The organism is Curtobacterium sp. MCLR17_040, from assembly GCF_003234735.1.
GTDB lineage: Bacteria > Actinomycetota > Actinomycetes > Actinomycetales > Microbacteriaceae > Curtobacterium > Curtobacterium flaccumfaciens.
In genome coordinates this window covers 1-19,956 of record NZ_QKTE01000002.1, presented here as the reverse complement: position 1 = coordinate 19,956, position 19,956 = coordinate 1, and the positions used below count along the sequence as shown (strand labels likewise).

Genomic DNA, 19,956 nt, shown 5'->3' with positions numbered 1-19,956 from the left:
GGAGGCCCGTGGTGCGCCCGCCACGGGCCTCCAGTCCGGACGGTGGCGAGAAAACCTTCCAGCGGTAAGTTGGGTGCATGACCCACCCCGCGGACGACGCCGACGCGGCCCAGCCGCGCCGCGGCGGGTACCGCAAGGGCGCCGAGCGGCGCACGCAGATCCTCGACGAGATGATCCGCATGGTCGCCGAGCAGGGGGTCGACGCATCGTCGCTCCGCTCGGTGGCCGAGGCCCTCGGGATCACGCACGCGGCACTGCGCCACTACTTCCCGAGCCGTGACGAACTGCTGCTCGCCGTCTACCGGGAGCACGAGGTCCGCGAGCAGGGCGCGCCCGACCGGATGAAGTCGGCGATCGGCGACATGCGCGAGAGCGCGTCGCGCAACCGGGCCGTGCCGGGGCTGGTGCAGCTGTACACGACCCTCGCGGCCGACGCCGTGCAGGAGGGCCACCCGGCCACGCGCGACTTCATGCGCGAACGCTTCGCCCGGCTGCGTGCTGAACTCGCCGAACTGATCGAGGCGGACCAGGCGAGCGGCCGGATCCGCGCCGACCTGGACCCGGTCGACCTGGCGAGCCTGAGCATCGCGGCATCCGACGGGCTGCAGGTCCAGTGGCTGCTCGACCCCGACGCCGTCGACGGCGAGCGGGTGCTGCGGCTGCTCGAGCAGCTCGTCCCGCCGGTGCGCTGAGCGGCCAGGGGTACGCCCAGACCGCCGGTGGCACAGCGACCGGCCGGTAGAAGGGCAGCATGACCACTTCCACGCGCACCCCGCTCGGCGTCACGCTCGTCGACGGGGGCGCCAACGTCGCCCTGTTCTCGAGCACCGCCGAGCGGGTCGAGTTCTGCACCTTCGACGACGACGGCACCGAGCACCGCACCGAGCTCCGCAACCGCACCGGCTACACCTTCCACGACGTCGTCCCCGGCGTGACCGTCGGCACCCGCTACGGCTTCCGCGTGCACGGCGCGTGGGACCCGGCGAACGGCCTTCGCCACAACGGCGCGAAGCTCCTGCTCGACCCCTACGCCACCGCGATCGACGGCGAGTACGAGTGGGGCCAGGCGCTCTTCGGTCACGACATGAACGAGCCCGAGCAGATCGACGAGACCGACTCGGCCAGCGCGATGCCCAAGTCCGTCGTCGCCGACCGGTCCTTCGACTGGGACGGTGACACCCTGCTGCGGACCCCGCTCGCCGACACCGTCGTGTACGAGGTGCACGTCAAGGGCTTCACGAAGCAGCACCCGGACGTCCCCGAGGAGATCCGCGGCACCTACGCCGGCATGGCCCACCCGGCGGCGATCAAGCACCTCACCGACCTCGGCGTCACCGCGGTGGAGCTGCTGCCGACGCACCAGTTCGTGCAGGACTCGACGCTCCTCGACAAGGGCCTCCGCAACTACTGGGGCTACAACAGCATCGGCTTCTTCGCGCCGCACGACGAGTACTCGTCCTCCGGCACCGCCGGGCAGCAGGTCACCGAGTTCAAGGCGATGGTGAAGGCCCTGCACGCCGCGGGGCTCGAGGTCATCATGGACGTCGTCTACAACCACACCGCCGAGGGCAACCACATGGGCCCGACGCTGTCGTTCAAGGGGATCGACAACCAGTCGTACTACCGGCTGGTCGAGGGTGACGAGGCGAACTACTTCGACACCACCGGCACCGGCAACAGCCTGAACGTCGGGCACCCGGCGGCCCTCGGACTCATCATGGACTCGCTCCGCTACTGGGTCGAGGAGATGCACGTCGACGGCTTCCGGTTCGACCTGGCCACGACGCTCACCCGCCAGGACGGCGAGGCCGAGAAGCACTCCGCGTTCCTCGACATCATCCACCAGGACCCCGTGCTGCGCGAGGTCAAGATGATCGCCGAGCCGTGGGACACCGCCGGCTACCAGGTCGGCGGGTTCCCGGCCGACTGGTCCGAGTGGAACGGCAAGTACCGCGACGACCTGCGGGCCTTCTGGCGCGGCGACGAGGGCGCGCTCGGCGACGCCGTGCAGCGGGTCCTCGGCAGCCCGGACGTCTACGAGGGCTCGCGGCGTTCCCCGCTGTGCTCGATCGACTTCGTGACCGCCCACGACGGTTTCACCCTGGCCGACCTGACGATGTACGCCGACAAGCACAACGAGGCGAACGGCGAGGACAACAACGACGGCGAGAGCGACAACACCTCGTTCAACGGCGGCATCGAGGGCCCGACCGACGACGGTGCGGTGAACGACTACCGCGACCGGCAGCGCCGCAACTTCCTCGGCACCCTGCTGCTCTCCGCCGGCGTACCGATGATCCTGGGTGGCGACGAGCTCGCCCGGTCACAGGGCGGCAACAACAACGCGTACTGCCAGGACGACGAGATCTCGTGGTTCGACTGGGCCGCCGCCGACCAGGACCTGCTCGCCTTCACGACGGCGGCCATCGCGTTCCGTCGGCAGCACCAGGCCCTGCGTCCGGAGTGGTTCCGAACCGCGCCGGGTCACTCGGAGTCGACGGTGACCGTGCTCCGTGCCGACGCCGCCGGGTTCGAGGACGGCGACTGGGCGGACGGCGGCAACCGGGCCGTGACGCTCGTGCTCCACCAGGGCGACGACACCGTGGCCGTGCTGCTGAACGCGTCGGACACCACGGTGGAGTTCACGCTGCCGGAGCGTCCGGGTGGGGGCAGCTGGTCCCTCGGGCTGTCGAGCGACCCCGACCAGGCCGTGGTGGGCGACGCGGCGACCCTGCTCGTGCGCGACGCGTCCTTCACCGCGCTGGTCTGAGGCGCGCGGGCTCGCGCGGGGGCGTCGTTCGCGTCGCTCGTGTCGTGGTCTTCGCTTGGTGAGCAGCAATGGTCGGGTCCCCGTTCGGGACCCGACCATTGCTGCTCACGAAGTGGTGCGCGTGGCGCTCCTGGGCGCTCCTAGGCGTTCGCGCCCGCGGTCAGCACGGCTGCCGCGGGGTCGAAGTCCTCGGGGAGCGGCGGGACAGCGTCCACGCTCGACGTGATGTCGACGGCGGAACCCGACTCGGCCGCGTCACGGATGCCGAGCAGCACGTCGAGCACGTGCAGCGCGACGGCGCCGGAGGCACGCTCGGGGCGGTCCTCGGCGATGGCGCGAGCGAGCTCGACGACACCGGTGCCACGGCCCCAGGTGGAGCCGACGGCCTCGAGCGTCTCGGGCTCGTCCTGCCCGTAGCGCCAGAGCTGCGACGAGCCCTCGAACGTGTTCGGGTCCGGCAGCGAGATCGTGCCGAGCGTGCCGTTGATCTCGACGAAGCCCATGCGGGGCAGGGCGTGCTGGAACGAGAACGTCGACTGGGCGGACTGCCCGCCGGCGAACTCGATCAGGGCCGCGTGGTGCGTCGGGACCTCGACCGGGAACGTCTCGCCGGCGCGGGGGCCGGACGCGATCGTGCGACGGTCGAGCGACTTCGACGAGACGGCCTGCACGCGCGAGGCGGTGCCGAACGCGTGCACCAGGGTCGTCACGTAGTACGGGCCCATGTCGAACAGGGGGCCGGCACCGGTGGCGAACAGGAAGTCCGGGTTCGGGTGCCACGCCTCGGGTCCGGGGACGTGGAACAGCGTCGTCGCGGACAGCGGCTCGCCGATGTCACCGCGGGCGATGGCCCGGAGCGCCGTCTGGATGCCCGCGCCGAGCACGGTGTCCGGAGCGGTCGCGACGCGCAGGCCCTTGGCCTTCGCCGACTCGAGCACCGCGGCGGCCGACGCGTGGTCGGTCGCGATCGGCTTCTCGCTCCAGACGTGCTTGCCGGCGTCGATGATCTGCTGGTCGACCTCGGCGTGCGCGGCCGGGATCGTCAGGTTGATCACGATCGAGATGTCGTCGCGGGCGAGGAGTTCCTCGACCGATCCCGACGAGGCGACGCCGTACGCAGCCGCCTGCTCAGCGGCACGCTCGAGCAGCACGTCGGCGACGAAGCGGACCTCGACGTCGGCGAACTTGGTCAGGTTCTCGAGGTACTGGGTGGAGATGTTGCCGGCACCGATGATGCCGATCCCGACACGGCTCACTTGTCGTTGTCCTTGAGCCAGGTGAGGGACTCGGTGATGCCCTCGAAGACGTCGCCCTTGTACGCGTCGAACTCGACCACGCGGATCGCCTGCGGTGCGGCGGCGAGGATCGCGGTCACGTCGACGTCGCCCTGACCGGCCGGCGTCTGGTTCTCGAAGGCGCGCTGCAGTGCCTCGGGCACGATGAGGGCGCTCTCGGACGAGGGCAGCGCGGTGCGGATGTCACCGTCGACCTTGCCGTCCTTGACGTGGATCGCGACGACGCGGTCGCCCAGGCCCTTGAGCACGGCGGGGGCGTCGGCGCCACCGACGGTCGCCCAGAAGGTGTCGACCTCGAGGACGGTCTCCGGCGACAGCTGCGACACGAACAGGTCGTAGACGGTGCGGCCGTCGACCTTGTTCGTGAACTCCCACTGGTGGTTGTGGTACCCGAACTGCAGGCCCCGGCCGGCGGCCTCGGCGGTCAGCTCGTTGACGCGCTCGGCGATCTTCGCGACGTCGTCGGCGGTCTGCCAGCGGTCGGTCGGGATGAACGGGTCGATGACGGTGCGGATGCCGAGGCGCTCGGCGGCGTCCCAGATCGGCGCGGTGTCCTCGGCGTCGATCACGGCGACGTGGCCGGACGGAGCCTTGAGGCCGGTGGCCGCGAACGCACGCTCGAGGTCGGTGGCGCGCTCGACGAACGCGTAGGGCTCGACGTTCTCGTACCCGATCTCGGCGACACGGGCGATGGCCTTGTCGAGGTCTTCGGCGATGGCGTCGCGCAGCGAGTACAGCTGCACAGAAGTGGTGGGCATTGCAGAGGCTCCTTCGATCCTGTCTGGGTGTCGCGGCCCGTCGAGGAGCGATGCTCCGCGGCGAGATCGATGACGACGCTACCCCAAAAACCACCCGGTGTGTAGTTTTTGCTGCCCCGTGTGACGACCCCGGTGTTGCAGACAACACGTGTCGATGTATGCTCGCGTCGGAAAAACCTTGTCAGGCAAGGTTTTCATCGACTCAAGGAGGCGTCATGAGCACACCCGAACCCGGCAGCCCGGCACTGCTCAACCCGGAAGAGGGCATCACCCAGCCCGTCAGCACGGTCAAGGTGGGCATCGGCTACCAGATCGCCCTGTTCCTCGGGCAGTTCGGCCTCTTCGTCGCGCTCATGGCGCCCGTCTACGTGAGCATGCAGCTCAAGGCGCAGGCCCTGGTCGGCGACGACGCCGCGAACGTCATCGGCTCGGTGCTGCCGATCGGCGCGTTCGGTGCGCTCATCATGAACCCCCTCGCGGGTGCCCTGTCCGACCGCACCCGCACGCGCTGGGGTCGTCGTCGCCCCTGGCTGCTCAGCGGTGTCGTCGTCTTCGCGATCGCCCTCGCCTGGATTGCCTACTCGCCCGACGTCCTCAACCTGACGCTGGCCTGGCTGCTCGCCCAGCTCGCCGCGAACGCCACGCTCGCCACCCTCCTCGCGAGCTTCGCCGACAACGTGCCGCAGCTGCAGCGCGGCCGGTCCTCGAGCATCATCGCGCTCGCGCAGAACATCGCCGTGCTCGCCGGCACCTACCTGTCGGTCTTCTTCGTCGCGAACCTGCCCGTGCTGTTCATCGCGCCCGGCATCCTGGCGATCATCCTGGTCGCCGTGTACGCCGTCGTCGCGCGGGACGACCTGCCCACGTACAAGCTCAAGAAGTTCACGTTCCTGAACCTCATCGCGTCGTTCTGGACGAACCCGGTCAAGAACCCGGACTTCGCGTTCGCGTGGTGGTCGCGCTTCCTCATCATCTTCGCGACCTTCATGTTCACGACGTACCGCCTGCTCTACATGGAGCAGCACCTCGGCATCGAGAGCGCGAAGGAGGCCACGGCCGCCGTCGCCTTCGGTGTGCTGCTCTACACGATCGCGCTGCTGGTCAGTGCGGCGCTGTCCGGCTGGGCCTCGGACAAGCTCGGTCGCCGCAAGGTGTTCGTCGGTGGCTCCACGGCGATGTTCGCCGTCGGACTCATCGTGCTGGCGCACGCCGACACCGTCAACGGCTTCTACGTCGCCGAGGTCATCATGGGCTTCGCCTACGGCATCTACTCCGCGATCGACACCGCACTCGTCGTCGACGTCCTGCCGAACGCGGACCGTCCCGGCAAGGACCTCGGCGTCATCAACATCGCCAACGCGCTGCCGCAGTCGCTCGCCCCGGCCGTCGCCCTGTTCTTCCTGAAGATCGGGTCCGGGGACGCCGCCGACAACTACACGCTCATGTGCTGGGCCGCCGGCGCGATCGCCATCATCGGCGCACTCGTCGTGATCCCCATCAAGCGGGTGCGGTAGCGCCCGTCGCGCAACGCAACAAACAGACGGTCGGGAGGCCCGTGGCGACGCCGCCACGGGCCTCCCGTCCGTCGCAGCAACCGACCCACCGGGCCGGGCCGGCGTCAGGGGGCGCCGGGGGAGGGCAGCTCCTGCCGGAGCGCCTCGGCGAGGCGGGAGGCGAACCGGCGGACCGCCGTCGCCTCGTCGACGCTCAGCGCGTCGATGGTCTCGATGAGCGGAGCGTGGATGTGCCGGTAGGCACGTGCGAGGTCCTGCTCGGCGGAGCCGGTCGCCGTGATGATGATGCCGCGGCGGTCCTCGGGGTTCGCCCGCCGTTCCGCCCGCCCGTCACGCACCAGGCGGTCGATGAGCTTCGTGATCCCCGCGGTGGAGAGCCGCAACACCCGCGCGAGTTGCGTCGGGTTCACCAGCCGTCCGTCCCGGTCCGCGAGCACGAGGTGCCGCAGCGCGAGTGCGTCGACGGGCAGCATCCCCAGCGTGCGGAGCGCCTGCTCGTCGGCCTCGTGGACGCTGTCGCTGAGCGCCTGCAGGCTGGCTATGGCAGCGGCGCCCTCCGTGGTGCGCGGCTGCCGCTCGAACACATCGGATCCGCGCTGCGGGTGGTCCTCGTCGTGCATCCTTACCCCGTCCGGTCCTGGCGTTCTGTGGACAAACGCCATGCTCCACCCCCTTCCTGAGAACCCAAACTGGGCGAGTAATCAGCCGAGCGAGACAAATCTCTCCACACGGCGCCACCGAAGCCCGGTGGCGGAGATCAGAAGGAGTGACCATGTCGAACACTGCAGGACGTCCCGCACGGAACGACTCGGTCGTGCGTGCCACCTGGAACGAGACCAAGTCCGCGCTCAAGACCACGGAGTTCTACGCCTGGTTGGTCGTGTCCATCGCGATCCTCGTCGCGTCGGCCGTCGTGGACAACGCGGACGAGGGCCACACCGGCTTCGGCGCCGACCAGGCCTGGCTGTACGTCGCGATCGTGACGGCCGCCTACGTCGTCAGCCGCGGCATCGCGAAGTCCGGCGTGCGCAAGCCCGACTGGAACGACGACGACCGACGCGACGTCAACGGTCGTTCGAACTGACGCCGAGCACCACGTGCACCCGGTTCCCCGAGCCGGAGCGAGGCCGTCCCGATCACATCGGGACGGCCTCCGTCACGTCCGCTCGTGTCGTCGCCGCACCGATACCGTGAACCCCATGCTCGACGCCACGCCTGCCCCGTTCGACACCCCCGCCGGCCGCATCGTCGGGACGGTCGACGGCGACGTGGTGCGGGTGCTCGGGATCCCGTACGCGCAGGCCGAACGGTTCGCGCCGCCGCAGCCGATGCCACCGTTCGCGGGCGAGCTGCACGCGTCGACCCCGTCGCCGGTCGCACCGCAGCCGCACGAGGAGTTCGTCGACCTGCTGCTCAACCCGATCCAGGGCATCGAGGTCGACGAGCACTGCCAGCGACTCTCGATCACGCTGCCCGCCGACGTGCGGCCGGACGAGCAGCTGCCCGTGATGGTCTGGATCCACGGCGGCTCCTACGTCATCGGCGGCGGCGACCTGCCGATCTACGACGCCCGCGACCTGGTGACCGAGCAGCGCGTGATCGTGGTGTCGGTCACGTTCCGGCTCGGCGTGCTCGGGTTCCTCGGTGACGGCGAGACGATCCCGGCCAACCTCGGGCTCCTCGACCTGGTCGAGTCGCTGCGCTGGGTGCGGGCGAACATCGCTGCGTTCGGCGGCGACCCCGACCTGGTCACCGTCTTCGGGCAGTCGGCCGGCGGGGACGCGGCTGCGCACCTGATGATCAGTGCCGGCGCCGAAGGGCTCTTCCGCCGCGCGATCATCCAGAGCGCTCCGCTCGGCCTGTCCCGGCGTCGGGCACGGATGAACCGCGCGATGGTCCGGGCGGTCGGCACCGTGCACGCCGACACCCCGCTCGAAGACCTGCTCGACCGGCAGGCACTCGGAACCCGTGCCGCCGCGCCGTACGGGCTCGCGGCCGGCATGCCCTTCGGCACCCAGTACGGCTTCGCGCCGCTGCCCGCCGAGCGTGACCTCGACGCCGCGTGGAGCCGGGTCGCCCCCGACGTCAACGTGCTGATCGGGTCCGGTTCGGACGAGGCCGGCATGTACGTGCCGCTCGTGCCCGGCCTGCGTCGGGTCACCCGGTCGCGGGTGCTGCGGTCGGCCCTGCGGTGGTGGGTCGTGCGTCCGCTGTCCGACGTCATCTACGGGCGCGACGCCCGACGGTTCACCGAGCGGCACCGACGCGCCGGCGGCCGGGCGACCTCCTACCGACTGCACCGCGGTGTCACGAGCACCCCGACCGGAGCCGTGCACATGAGCGACCTACCGCTGCTGCTCGGAGGCCGCGAGGCCTGGGCCGGCACCCGGTTCGTCCCCGAACGCGACTGGCCCGAGGTCGAGCGCCGCGGCCGGGCCTTCCGGGCGATCTGGGCCGACTTCGCCCGCACCGGCGAGGTCCGGGCACCCGACGACGAGACACTGACGTTCGACCGCGGCTGACCGGGAGCCGGCGACGGTGGCCGCGCCCCCTGAACTGGCGGTCGCGGGCCGCTGACCGGCCCCGCACAATCGTCAGCATGCCCACGACCGATGTCGACCTCCGCGCACGCATCGTCGCCGGGGCGATCAGTGCCTACCGAGCCGGGGACTTCCACCGTGTCGGGCCCGACGAGGTCGCCGAGCACGCCGGGGTCACGGCCGACGAGTTCCACCGGGCGTACCCGATGTGGGAACTCCTGGTGGTGGCGGTCATGGACAAGTGGAACAACGGAAGCCGGCGCCAGCTCTGGCCGATCGCGGAGCGGGACGGCACGGTCGCTTACCTGCGAGCCCGGCTCGCCGCGGGCGTCGAGGACCCGGCCCTCGTGCGACTCCGGGTCGCCGTGCTCAGTGCCGCCTCGAACCCCGACCACCCCGCCGCCGGGTGGTTCCGCACGCAGTACACGCGGGCGTTCGAGGACGTCACCCTCGCCCTCGTCCGTGACGTCGTCGCCGGCCGGGAACCCCGCGGCGCCTCGCCCCGGCACGCCGCCGAGCAGCTCATGGCGCTGTACGAGGGGCTCCAGCTGCAGTCCGTGATCCGTGACGACGGGGAACCGATCACTGCCTTCGACCGGGCGGTCGCCCGGATGCGCGTGGGCTGGGCAGCGGCACGCGTCGACGCCTGATCCGGGTCGGGCGAGCACATCGGGTCCGGTCCGCACCATGCGGGCCCGGGGCCTTGCGCGGCGAGCGGTCACGACTCCCCGCGCGTGCAGCGTCGCGTGGTCACGTTTCGTCGTTTGGCGGTGCCGCAAGCAACGGTTTGTGACCGCTCGGCGGGCAGCCATCGGGGTGTCCTGACCGCGCGCGCCGGCCGTCCGGCATGGACGTTCCGGCAGCACGCCGGACGGCCGGGAGGCCCGTGGCGGCGGCGACTCGCGCCACCCGGCCCGCGCGGTGGTCGCGACACACCGCACGTGCTGCGTCGCGTGGTCGCGTTCCGTCGTTTGCGGGCGGCGGGGCCGACGGTCTGTGACCGCTCGGCGTGCGGGCCGCGGGGGGTCGTGACCGGTCGGCGGGCTGGAGGAGCGTCCGCACCACCCCGGTCCACGGCCTGGAGGCCCGGCGCGGCTGGCAGACGTCGGTGCACCCACCTGGCATGGTCGGCCCATGGAGTACACGGACTACGACACCCGGCTCGCCGCCTACGGCGTGATCACGGACGGTGACCGCGTGCTCCTGGCGAAGCTGCGTCACCCCGACGCGGGCACGTGGACGTTACCGGGCGGCGGGGTCGAGTTCGACGAGACCGTCGAGCAGGCCGTCGTGCGCGAGATCCGCGAGGAGACCGGGTACGAGGCCCAGGCCGGTGCCCTGCTCGGGGTCCGACACCACATCGTCCCCGCAGAGCGCCGCATCCACGCCAACGGTCGCCCGATGAAGGCCGTGCAGATCGTGTTCCGGGCGACCATCACCGGGGGAGCCCTGCGGCACGAGCTCGACGGCTCGACCGACGAGTCACGGTGGATCCCCGTCGCCGAGCTCCCGCACCACCGCCACGGCCTGCTCGTGCCGATCGCCCTCGGCTGGGCGGGCGCCCTGTCCCGCTGACCGCGTCAACCCGCGTGCAGCACCGCGAACTGCGGTGGGACCGCGGTGGGTTCCGGGGGCTGGACAACCCACCCGAGGTTGCGGAGCGACTGCGCGGTCTCTGCCGGGAACTGCCGAGCGGTTGCCTCGGCTTCTTCACGGCGCCAACGATTCCGGAACCCGTGCACGGCCTCCCGCCACGTCGGCAACGCGTCCACGCCGCACTCGACGATGACGAACTCGACCACGTCGGCGAGGCTCGGCCGGAAGTGCGGGCCGCCGAGCGGGAAGTGCAAGGACGACAACCTCGCCGCATCACGCTGCCCGGATCCGTGGTCGCGGGCTCTGGCCAGCAGCGAACTGAACGCGCCGCGCTCGGCGTGCAGGTGCCAGTGCGACTGCGGAGTGGCGGTCAACGCTTCCTGGAACTCGAAGCGGACCAGTGGCTGTCGTTCGTCGACCAGGAAGAGGGTGAACCGGCTCTCGTTCAGCTCGAGGACCTCGAGATGACTCTTCCATCGGTACCGCATCGACAGTGTGACATTGGCGGTGTGAACGCCGCCGATGTTCAGCCGGACCGGTGGAGTCGTTCCTGACGCAGCGGCAGGCTGCACGACGATCGTTCCATCGGGGACATCCAGCTCGTAGTCGATCTGCACCCCGTGCCCGGGCAGGGAAGAGTCCAGGAGCTCTTGGGCGACGGCTGCGTGATGCTGGCCGGCTCCATCGGACACCTCAGTCATCGCTCACCGAGCAGGAACGAGATGCTGTCCAGCCAGTCCTGTGCGAGGTACTCGTCGATGAACAGGTCGCGCCACTGCTCAGTCGGGGCGAACTCCCGCTCGTCCAGGTTCCACTCTGCGCGGACGCGTTCGCGCTCGGCGAGGAGCCCCTCGCGGGTCCAATGCCGTCCCAGCACCTTCGTCATGGCCGTCCTCTCGTTGGTGAGAGGACGGTAGGACGGTCAGCAGCTCCGACGCGAGCTTTCGGAATACAACATGTTCACTCCTCGATGACGCTGAGGACGTTGCCCGACGGGTCGGTGAACCAGGCGATGAGCGGCCCGCCCTTCCGGTTCACACCCCGGTCGTCGGTCATCCCCTCGTACTGCAGGAACACGACGCCCTTCGCGGTGAGCTCGTCGACCGCGGCGTCGATGTCCGGCACCGGGAAGTTCAGCACCGTGAAGGCCGCCGGTTCGTGACCCGGGCCCTTCGGGTAGACGAGCACCTGGTGTCCACCGCCGAGCTGCAGGAAGAGCATGCCGTGGTCCTCGGTGACCTCGACCCCGAGGACGTCCTGGTAGAACGCCTTCGCCTCGGGCACGTCGCGCACCGAGAACCCGCTGAACGCCTTCGTCGCATCGACCATGCGGCAAGTGAACCACCGCGGCCCGGCGTCGGTGCGCTCTGCGAGGATGAAGCCGTGAGCGACTCCGGCACGACCGTCGACCAGGCCGTCGAGCGCGCCGTCGAACTGGCCCGTTCGAGCCGCCGCACGGTGCTCGGGATCGCCGGAGCACCGGGCGCTGGCAAGTCCACGCTCGCCCGTCGCATCGTCACCGCCGTCGACGACCGCCTGGGTGCCGGCACGGCGGTGCAGGTCCCGATGGACGGCTTCCACCTGTCGAACGCGGCGCTGGACGCCCTCGGCCGGCACGACCGCAAGGGCGCGGCGGACACCTTCGACGCCGACGGGTACGTCGCGCTCGTCCGCCGACTCGTCGCCGCGGACGAGGACGTGGTGTGGGCGCCGGACTTCGACCGTCGCGTGGACGAACCCGTGGCCGGCAGCATCGCGGTGCCCCGCGCCGCCCGCCTCGTGGTGTCCGAGGGCAACTACCTGCTCGACGACACCGCACCGTGGTCGGCGCTGCCGACGCTCTTCACCGAGACCTGGTTCTGCGCCGTCGCCGACGACGTGCGGCTCGACCGTCTGGTCGGACGGCACATGCGGCACGGCCGCGACCACGACGCTGCGCGCGCGTGGGCGGTGGAGGTGGACGGCGTGAACGCCGCGAGGGTCGCGCCCACGGTGATCCGGGCCTCCAGGACGGTGTGGACGTGACCACCGACCGACGCGACCGTCGACGACCACCAGGCGACCCCGACAACGACGTGACCCCGACGACGACCACGCGACACCGACACGAGGAGCGACCATGACCATCGCCATCACCGGAGCGACCGGCAACATCGGGGGCGCCGTGAGCGCGGCGCTCGCCGCGGACGCCGTGCCGTTCCGGATGCTCGTGCGCGACGCCTCGCGTGCGCCGGAGCTTCCGGGCACCGAGGTCGCCGTCGCGACCTTCGCCGACGCGAGCCGGACCGCCCTGCAGGGCGTCGAGGTGCTGCTCATGGTCTCGGCGGCCGAGGCCCAGGACCGCCTCGACCAGCACCGGGCGTTCGTCGCCACGGCGGCCGACGCGGGCGTGCGGCACGTCGTCTACACGTCGTTCCTCGGCGCGGCTCCCGAAGCGACCTTCACGCTCGGACGCGACCACTGGGCGACGGAGCAGGCGATCCGCGAGAGCGGGATGGCGTTCACGTTCCTGCGCGACAGCTTCTACCTGGACTTCGTCGAGGACCTGGTCGGCGAGGACGGCGTGATCCGCGGACCGGCCGGCGACGGCGCCATGGCCGCGGTGGCCCGTGCGGACGTCGCCCGCGTCGCGACCGCGGTGCTGCATGATCCGGACGCGCACCGCGACCAGACCTACGAGCTGACCGGCCCCGAGGCGATCACCCTGGCTCAGGCGGCGGCGATCGTGTCCGAGGTCCGCGGCCGGACGGTCAGCTACCACCCGGAGACCCTCGACGAGGCGTACGCATCACGTGCGCAGTGGAACCCGGAGCCGTGGCAGGCCGACGCCTGGGTGAGCACCTACACGGCCATCGCCGAGGGGGCGCTCGCGCACGTGTCCGGCGACGTCGAACGCATCACCGGGCGTCCGCCGATGTCCCTGCGTGAGGTGCTCGCCACGAGCTGACCCGTGGTGGCGGTGCGCACCGGGTCCGATCGACGGGCCGGGCAGCCCGCAGTGCCACACGGTCCAGGCGATGCCGTCCGCCCGGCGCGGCTGCATCGGCAGGCGTGCGTGCCGGGTGCCGCTGGTGAGTGCTCGGCAGCCCCCGGCCAGTGCGGCGCGCAGGACCGGGTCCGTGCGGGGCGCGTGGGCCTCGACGACGAGGACGCGCAGGCCGTCGGCGATCCTCCGGCGGATCTGGTGCGTCGTGAAGACGGGCACGGTGCCCGAGAACCCGCCGTCCGTCAGCACGGGGAGTCCGGTCGCGTCGATCACGGGTGCGGAGATGTGCCACGTGTCCGTCATGAAGAGCGGTTCGTCGTGCCGGTACCCCTCCAGGCGTCGCGCGGTCGCGACGAGTCGGCTGAGGGCACGCGGGTAGGGCGTCGATCCGCCCCACGGGTCCGGGCGCGACACGTGGAAGACGTCCGGGCTGCCGACCGGGATCGGCCAGCGCGCGGGCCACGGCCCGACCGACGCGTCGACGCCGCTGCCGTCGCGGGTCGCGTCGAGGGCCTGCAGTGAGAACGCGGCGGGTCCGGCGACGAGCGCGAGCCCGGCTGCCAGCGCGATGACCGTCCGGGAGGCCCGGTGCCGGTCCGGCCCGCGCGTCGCCTCCCGGCGGGGTCGCCGCCACACCGCCACCAGCGTCGCGACGACGGCGACCGTCGAGACGGTGATCGCGGGCACGGCGAGCACGCTCGGCATCGCGGTGCCCCGCGCGAGGAACACCACCCAGCCGAGCTGCGTCGCGGCGAGGACGACCGGGAGCGCCCGGAGCCCTCGAGACTGCGCCCGGACGAGTCCGACCGCACCGCGCCACCCGAGGGCTGCGAGCAGGGCCAGCTGCACGCCGATCGCGGCGACGTAGGCGGTGTGCGGCACGGCGGCCACCGAGAGCACGGCCGCCGCGGTGCCGAACCAGACCACCAGGACGGCCAGGGTGGCGGCTCCGGCGCGGGTGTCGAACGCGTGCCCGAACGGGGAGCCGAGGGCACCGGGTCGCTCCGCACGGCGGCGGACGAGCACCACGGCCGCGACCACCACGCCGAACACCGCCGCGGGCAGGAGCCAGGCCACCTGTGACGCCAGGTGCGGTCCGAGCAGCTTGCCGAACCCGGCCGGACCACCGCGCCAGGTGTGCGGACCGAACGGCACCGTGAACGAGCGGACGGACCCGGGCACCGCGCCGGGCAGGAACCGGTCGATGCCGTTGTACCCGAACACCATCGCGAGCGGACTGTCGTCGGTGGAGCCGTCCGCCCACGGCCGCGAACCCGACGGCGTGAGTGCCAGCGCGGTCACCCACGACACCGACGCCAGGACCGCGACGATCCCGAGCACCCCGGCTCGGACCACCCGGGTGCCGAAGCGGAAGGGACGGCCGTCGTGCCGGGCCGAGGCCAGCAGGGTGCCGAGCAGCAGTGCCGGCAGGACGAACCACGCCTGCACCATCTTCGCCTGGAACCCGACGCCGACGGCCAGGCCCGCGGCGACGAGCGGCCACCACCGCCCGGTCACTGCCGCGTGCTGCCAGCACAGCAGGGCGACGGCCAGCGCGGCGGTGACCATGCCGTCCTCCATCGGGTGCGCGAACATCGACACGAAGACCGGCGTCGACCCGGCTGCTGCGGCGGCGACGAGGCCCGTGCCGACCCCGGCCCAGCGGAGCCCGACCAACGAGCAGGCCCACAGGGTGACGAGTCCCTCGACGACCTGCGGGAACGCGAGCGCGGCGGTGGAGTGCCCGAACAGCCGGATGCTCAGCGCCTGCGGGACGGCGAAGCCGCTGAGCTTGTCGAGCGTCACCGTCGCGGAGGGGTCGAACGCGCCCGAGAACAGCGCCGGCCACGACTCGGACATCGACCGCGCCGACGCCTGGTAGAAGCTGAAGTCCCCGCCACGGCCCAGGTTCCAGGCGAGCAGCACGGTCGTGCCGGCCGCGATCACGAGCAGGGTGAGCCGTGCTGCGAGCGGCTGGTCCCGCCACCGGGCGGGTCGTCGGATGTCCACTCTCCGGACCTTGGCCGTCCGGGATGACGACCGGCCGGGACCGTGCCGCCAGCTGGCCGCGAAGCCGGTCCGCGCGCTGAGGGGTCGTGCGGGTGCGGCCCCCGTCGGTCAGCCCCTCGGGGGTCGAGCCGGAGCGGGGTCTCAGCCGGCGTCCGGGTTCGGGGTCAGGACACCCGTCGCGCGGCGAACGTCCCGACGACACCGAGGGTGAGCACCGCGACGAGCACGACGAGCAGCGGTGCGGTCCAGTTCCCCGTCGCACCGTGCAGGGCACCGGCGACGAGTGGCCCGGCCGACCCGAGCAGGTACCCGCCGCCCTGCACGAACGCGGACATCCGGCGGGCGTCGGCGTCGCTCGAGACGATCCGCACGATGACGATGAAGATCACGGTGATTCCGCCGCCCTGGGCTGCACCGCCGAGCACCGACCACAGCAACCAGAGCTGCGGGGCGAACAGCAGCCCGAGGGGCATCGCCAGCCACAGCGTGCCGACCAGGGCGATGATCGCCGCCGGACGCCACCGGGTCGCGAGCAGCGGGACACCGAGTGCCCCGACGACGGCCAGGATCTGGAACACCGACGAGCTCGCGCCCGACGACGCCTTCGAGAAGCCGATCTCGTCGTGCAGCAGCGTCGGGATCCACGCGGTGAGGGCGTAGTACGAGAACGCCTGACCACCGAACGCCAGCGTCAGGCCCCAGGTGATGAGCCGTCGCGCCGGCCGGATCGGCTCGGCGGCGGCGACCCGTGCGGCCTCCGCGGCACGCGCGGTCCGGATCGACCCGGTGTCGAGCAGCTGGTCGATGGGGCCCGTGACGGGCAGCGGTTCGTCCCGCTCGGACGGCAGCGGGCGTCGCCAGGCGGCGCGAGCACCGACCGTGTAGGTCCAGGCCGCGGCGGCGATGAGTGCGAAGACCGCCCAGATCGCGATGGCGACCGGCCACCCCCACAGGGCGGCCAGGGGAGCGGTGCCGAGCGACGTGATCATCGACCCGACGTTGAGCGCCGACGTGTAGACGCCGGTGACCAGGCCGACACGCTCCGGCGAGGTGTCCCGCCGGATGACCACCGGGATCACCACGTTGCCGATCGTGATGCCGATGCCGATGACCGCGGTGCCGATCAGCAGCGCCGCCGACGAGGGCATCGAGCGCACGACGGTGCCGACGAGCACGATGACGAGTGACAGGGACACCGCGCGCTCGGGGTCGGCCTTCGCGATGACCCAGCTGGCGAACGGCGTCGCGAGAGCGAAGCAAAGCACCGGGATCGTCGTCAGCAGCCCGGCGATCGTCGCGGTCAGGCCGAGGTCGGCGCGGACGTCCCCGATGACCGGGGCGGTCGCGACGATCGGGCCGCGGAAGTTCAGCGCGATCAGGATGATGGCCGCTGGCAGCAGCCAGGCGGCGCCGCGGAGGCCCCGACGTGCGACGTCGCCGCTCATGCGGACGGCGTCGCGGACGGCAGCAGGATCGGCAGCAGGTCGAGCGGGGTGGCGGCACGGGCGATGGTGCCCTCGGCCTCGTCGGGGGAGCCGTAGCCCCACTCGGCGAAGACGACCGGGACGCCGTGCACGGTCGCGCCCTCGACGTCGTGCTTCCGGTCGCCGATCAGCACCGGGCGGCTGGTGTCGAAGCCGTGGGCCTCGAGGCGTCGCAGTGCCTCTTCGACGACGTCGGCCTTGCTCGACCGCACCTCGTCGTCGCTGGCGCCCGTGATGATGTCGATGTCCCCGGTGAGTCCGTAGTGCTCGAGGATGTAGGTCGCCGGGGTCTCCGGCTTGCTCGTCGCCGTCGAGATCGGCAGCCCCGCCTGGTGCAGGGTGCGCAGCACGACGTCGATGTCCGGGAACATCGCGGAGTCGAGCGCCCCGTGCGAGAAGTAGTGCTCGCGGTAGACGGCGAGGGTGCGGTCGGCCAGTTCGTCGTCCATGCCCATCGCGATCCGGAACGTGTCCATGATCGGCGGGCCCACGAACGACATCAGGGTGTCGTGGTCCGGCACCGGGACGCCGACGGTGCGGAAGGTGTGCGTCAGGCTCTCGAGGATGCCCGGCGCGGAGTCGCTGATGGTGCCGTCGAGGTCGAACAGGATGGCGGAGAACGGGCTGGTCATGTCCTGTCCACCCTAGCCGGGCCGTGGCGGCGACCATCCGGGGTCCGTCGGCGGCGGGGCGGGGGTGTGCCGTGCCTCCAGGCCGGACGGTCCGACGCGGGTCAGAACAGGCGGGTGTGGCCGCCCTCGATGCCGCGCATCGCGTCGTAGTCGAGCACGAGGACGCGGATGCCGCGGTCCTCGGCGAGGGTGCGTGCCTGCGGTGCCACCGTCTGCGCCGCCAGCACGCCCTGCACCGGACGCAGGTGCGGGTCGCGGTTCATGAGCTCGAGGTACCGGGTGAGCTGCTCGACCGCGTCGATGTTGGCGTTGCGCTTCATCTCGACCGCGACGCTCGCCCCTGCGTCGTCGCGGGCCAGGATGTCGACCGGCCCGATCGCCGTCATGTACTCGCGGCGGACCAGGGTGTGGCCGTCACCGAGGAGCTCGATCTGCTCGGCCAGGAGCTGCTGCAGGTGCGCCTCGACCCCGTCCTTCACCAGGCCCGGGTCGACGCCCAGGTCGTGGGTCTCGTCGGACAGGACCTCGTACAGGGAGACGATGAGCTTGTCCTGCGTCTTCTTCTGCGTCACCGTCCACACCTGCGTGATGCCGGCGCTCGACTGCTCGTCGTCCGGCTCGGTGATCTCGATCGAGCAGGGCGGGCTCATCCAGTTCAGCGGCTTGTAGCTGCCGCCGTCGGAGTGCACGAGCAGGGAGCCGTCCGCCTTGAGCATGAGCAGGCGGGTCGCGAGCGGCAGGTGGGCTGAGAGCCGGCCCGCGTAGTCGACGGAGCACCGGGCGATGACGAGACGCACCCCGGAAGCCTAACCGGCGTGGTGTGATGAGCCGGACCGGGCGCGCGGCCTGTGCAGCGCGCACGGATTCACATGCCCGTAACGACGTTCTGCACATGTACCGCAATCCGATGCCGTCCTACCGTGGCTGACACCCCGATCGGCCCACGCCGACACCCCTCCCCGAGGAGCCACGATGGCCAGCGAGACAGCAGTGTCAGCACCACGAACCCCCCGTTCCGAGTCGGTCGCCGTCGACGACTACTCGCTCAGCCGAGTCCCGATGTCCGCGCGCTACGGCTGGTTCCAGGTCGCCGTGCAGCGCTTCGGGCAGATCTCGGCCCTGTCCCAGTTCCTGCTCGGTGCGACGCTCGGCTTCGGCATGAGCTTCTGGGACGCCTTCTGGGCGATCACCCTCGGCGCCGTGATCCTGGAGATCGTCTCGGTCCTCGTCGGCGTCATCGGCGTCAAGGAGGGCCTGAACACCTCGGTCATCGCCCGCTGGACCGGGTTCGGCAAGGCCGGCTCGGCGCTGGTCGGGCTGGCGATCGGGCTGAGCCTGATCGGCTGGTTCGGCATCCAGTCGGGCGTCTCGGCGGCCGGCCTCGTCTCGATCCTGCCGATCCTGCCCGCCTGGGCGTGGTCGCTCGTGTTCGGGCTGCTCGTCACCGCGATCGTCCTGCGCGGGTTCCACTCGATGCAGTGGCTGGCGAACGTGACCGTGCCGCTGTTCCTGGTGCTCGTCGGCTGGGCGGTCATCGTCGAGCTGAGCCGGCACTCGATCGCCGAGCTCGCCGCGCGTGCCCCGGCTGGTCCGGAGCTGAGCTTCGTGGCCGGCACCACCCTGGTGGCGGGTGGGTTCATCGTCGGTGCGGTGATCACGCCGGACATGACCCGCTTCAACCGGTCGGTCGGCGACGTCGTGAAGCAGACGCTGCTCGGCGTGACGCTCGGCGAGTACGTCATCGGCCTGGCCGGTGTCCTGCTCGCCCACGCCGTCGGCTCCGCGGACATCACCCGCGTGATCACGTCGAGCGTCGGCTGGGTCGGCATCCTCGTGATCCTGCTCGGCACGTTCAAGATCAACGACTGGAACATCTACAGCTCGAGCCTCGGCGTCACGAACTTCATCGACGCGGTGTTCGGCAAGCAGGTGAACCGCGGGCTCGTGACGCTCGTGATGGGTGTCGTCGGCTCGGTGCTCGCCGCGGTCGGGTTCCTCGGGGCCCTGACACCGTTCCTGTCCGTGCTCGGGGTCGTCTTCCCGCCGATCGCCGGGATCATGGTGGCGGAGTACTTCGTCGTGAAGCGCTGGCGCCGCGAGCTGAGCGACGCCGAGAACATCCCGGCGACCTCGCCCACCTGGGTGCCGGCCACCCTGGTCATCTGGGCGGTCGCCTCGCTCATCGGGTACTTCGTCGCCGTCGGCATCCCGTCGATCAACTCCGTGGTCATCGCCTTCGTGCTCTACGTGGTCGCCGGCAAGGTCGGGCTGATCCGCGGCGTCGGTGTCAGTCGGACCGAGGCCGCGCCGGCCGCCACGTCCGCCCCGGTCGCCGCAGCCCCCGCCGCGCCGGCCACCCCCGCCGCCTGAC

At 71.4% G+C, this 19,956-nt stretch carries 19 protein-coding genes and 1 pseudogene; 10 read left to right on the top strand and 10 right to left on the bottom strand.

Features of this window, described 5'->3' with window-relative positions:
• Positions 1–77: 77 nt before the first annotated feature.
• Together DEJ01_RS02085 and glgX are read left to right on the top strand one after the other, a co-directional pair.
• The gene (locus DEJ01_RS02085) at positions 78–692 is read left to right on the top strand and encodes a TetR/AcrR family transcriptional regulator (RefSeq protein ID WP_027466979.1); all 615 of its coding nucleotides are present in this window, start codon (positions 78–80) and stop codon (positions 690–692) included.
• Between the two features lie 59 nt (positions 693–751).
• Complete coding sequence (glgX, locus tag DEJ01_RS02080; RefSeq protein WP_111092084.1) at positions 752–2,770, top strand: glycogen debranching protein GlgX; 2,019 nt, start codon at positions 752–754, stop codon at positions 2,768–2,770.
• Positions 2,771–2,910: 140 nt separating this feature from the next.
• Here glgX and DEJ01_RS02075 read toward each other — a convergent pair whose 3' ends face one another.
• Positions 2,911–4,026, bottom strand: coding sequence for a Gfo/Idh/MocA family protein (locus DEJ01_RS02075; RefSeq protein ID WP_111092083.1), 1,116 nt, complete (start codon positions 4,024–4,026; stop codon positions 2,911–2,913).
• Positions 4,023–4,823 (bottom strand): sugar phosphate isomerase/epimerase, encoded by an 801-nt coding sequence (locus DEJ01_RS02070; RefSeq protein WP_171907779.1) that lies wholly within the window; start codon positions 4,821–4,823, stop codon positions 4,023–4,025. Before DEJ01_RS02070 ends, DEJ01_RS02075 begins: the two co-directional genes overlap by 4 nt.
• 215 nt (positions 4,824–5,038) lie before the next feature.
• Between DEJ01_RS02070 and DEJ01_RS02065 the strand changes: the two genes are divergently transcribed.
• A complete protein-coding gene (locus DEJ01_RS02065) occupies positions 5,039–6,337 on the top strand; it encodes an MFS transporter (RefSeq protein ID WP_051597042.1) in 1,299 nt (432 codons plus the stop codon).
• A 104-nt stretch (positions 6,338–6,441) separates the two neighbouring features.
• Here the strand turns inward: DEJ01_RS02065 and DEJ01_RS02060 are convergent, their stop codons facing one another.
• Positions 6,442–6,957, bottom strand: a complete 516-nt coding sequence (locus DEJ01_RS02060; RefSeq protein WP_181438337.1) for a MarR family winged helix-turn-helix transcriptional regulator — start codon at positions 6,955–6,957, stop codon at positions 6,442–6,444.
• Positions 6,958–7,109: 152 nt separating this feature from the next.
• Between DEJ01_RS02060 and DEJ01_RS02055 the strand changes: the two genes are divergently transcribed.
• The 4 genes from DEJ01_RS02055 to DEJ01_RS02040 all read left to right on the top strand — a co-directional run bounded on the left by DEJ01_RS02055 (position 7,110) and on the right by DEJ01_RS02040 (position 10,452).
• A complete protein-coding gene (locus DEJ01_RS02055; RefSeq protein WP_071404437.1) occupies positions 7,110–7,421 on the top strand; it encodes a hypothetical protein in 312 nt (103 codons plus the stop codon).
• A gap of 115 nt (positions 7,422–7,536) precedes the next feature.
• The gene (locus DEJ01_RS02050; protein WP_111092081.1) at positions 7,537–8,859 is read left to right on the top strand and encodes a carboxylesterase family protein; all 1,323 of its coding nucleotides are present in this window, start codon (positions 7,537–7,539) and stop codon (positions 8,857–8,859) included.
• 77 nt (positions 8,860–8,936) lie between these two features.
• Complete coding sequence (locus DEJ01_RS02045; protein WP_111092080.1) at positions 8,937–9,527, top strand: TetR/AcrR family transcriptional regulator; 591 nt, start codon at positions 8,937–8,939, stop codon at positions 9,525–9,527.
• Positions 9,528–10,011: 484 nt separating this feature from the next.
• Entirely contained in the window at positions 10,012–10,452 is a 441-nt protein-coding gene (locus DEJ01_RS02040) for an NUDIX hydrolase (protein ID WP_111092079.1), read from the top strand.
• Between the two features lie 5 nt (positions 10,453–10,457).
• On the opposite strand, the gene DEJ01_RS02035 is transcribed toward DEJ01_RS02040, so the two are convergent.
• The 3 genes from DEJ01_RS02035 to DEJ01_RS02025 form a co-directional block, all read right to left on the bottom strand.
• On the bottom strand, positions 10,458–10,961 hold the full coding sequence (locus DEJ01_RS02035; protein ID WP_146247540.1) for a hypothetical protein: 504 nt from the start codon (positions 10,959–10,961) through the stop codon (positions 10,458–10,460).
• Positions 10,962–11,170: 209 nt separating this feature from the next.
• Positions 11,171–11,359: a hypothetical protein gene (locus DEJ01_RS02030; RefSeq protein ID WP_071404442.1), complete on the bottom strand. Its 189-nt coding sequence runs from the start codon at positions 11,357–11,359 to the stop codon at positions 11,171–11,173.
• Between the two features lie 74 nt (positions 11,360–11,433).
• Complete coding sequence (locus DEJ01_RS02025) at positions 11,434–11,802, bottom strand: VOC family protein (RefSeq protein ID WP_071404443.1); 369 nt, start codon at positions 11,800–11,802, stop codon at positions 11,434–11,436.
• Between the two features lie 54 nt (positions 11,803–11,856).
• On the opposite strand from DEJ01_RS02025, the gene DEJ01_RS02020 reads away from it, so the two are divergent.
• A complete protein-coding gene (locus tag DEJ01_RS02020; protein ID WP_111032466.1) occupies positions 11,857–12,498 on the top strand; it encodes a nucleoside/nucleotide kinase family protein in 642 nt (213 codons plus the stop codon).
• 94 nt (positions 12,499–12,592) lie between these two features.
• Entirely contained in the window at positions 12,593–13,420 is an 828-nt protein-coding gene (locus tag DEJ01_RS02015; RefSeq protein WP_111092077.1) for an SDR family oxidoreductase, read from the top strand.
• 1,353 nt (positions 13,421–14,773) lie between these two features.
• Here DEJ01_RS02015 and DEJ01_RS18365 read toward each other — a convergent pair.
• The 4 genes and pseudogenes from DEJ01_RS18365 to nucS form a co-directional block, all read right to left on the bottom strand.
• A pseudogene (locus DEJ01_RS18365) lies at positions 14,774–15,319 on the bottom strand (ArnT family glycosyltransferase); the annotation flags it as partial.
• A 314-nt stretch (positions 15,320–15,633) separates the two neighbouring features.
• Positions 15,634–16,914 (bottom strand): CynX/NimT family MFS transporter, encoded by a 1,281-nt coding sequence (locus DEJ01_RS02005; RefSeq protein WP_111092075.1) that lies wholly within the window; start codon positions 16,912–16,914, stop codon positions 15,634–15,636.
• Positions 16,911–17,585, bottom strand: a complete 675-nt coding sequence (locus tag DEJ01_RS02000) for an HAD hydrolase-like protein (RefSeq protein ID WP_111092074.1) — start codon at positions 17,583–17,585, stop codon at positions 16,911–16,913. The genes DEJ01_RS02005 and DEJ01_RS02000 overlap by 4 nt, the downstream gene beginning before the upstream one ends.
• A gap of 101 nt (positions 17,586–17,686) precedes the next feature.
• Positions 17,687–18,382 (bottom strand): endonuclease NucS, encoded by a 696-nt coding sequence (gene nucS, locus DEJ01_RS01995; protein ID WP_111092073.1) that lies wholly within the window; start codon positions 18,380–18,382, stop codon positions 17,687–17,689.
• 175 nt (positions 18,383–18,557) lie between these two features.
• On the opposite strand from nucS, the gene DEJ01_RS01990 reads away from it, so the two are divergent.
• Positions 18,558–19,955: a cytosine permease gene (locus DEJ01_RS01990; RefSeq protein WP_111092072.1), complete on the top strand. Its 1,398-nt coding sequence runs from the start codon at positions 18,558–18,560 to the stop codon at positions 19,953–19,955.
• Position 19,956: the final 1 nt, after the last annotated feature.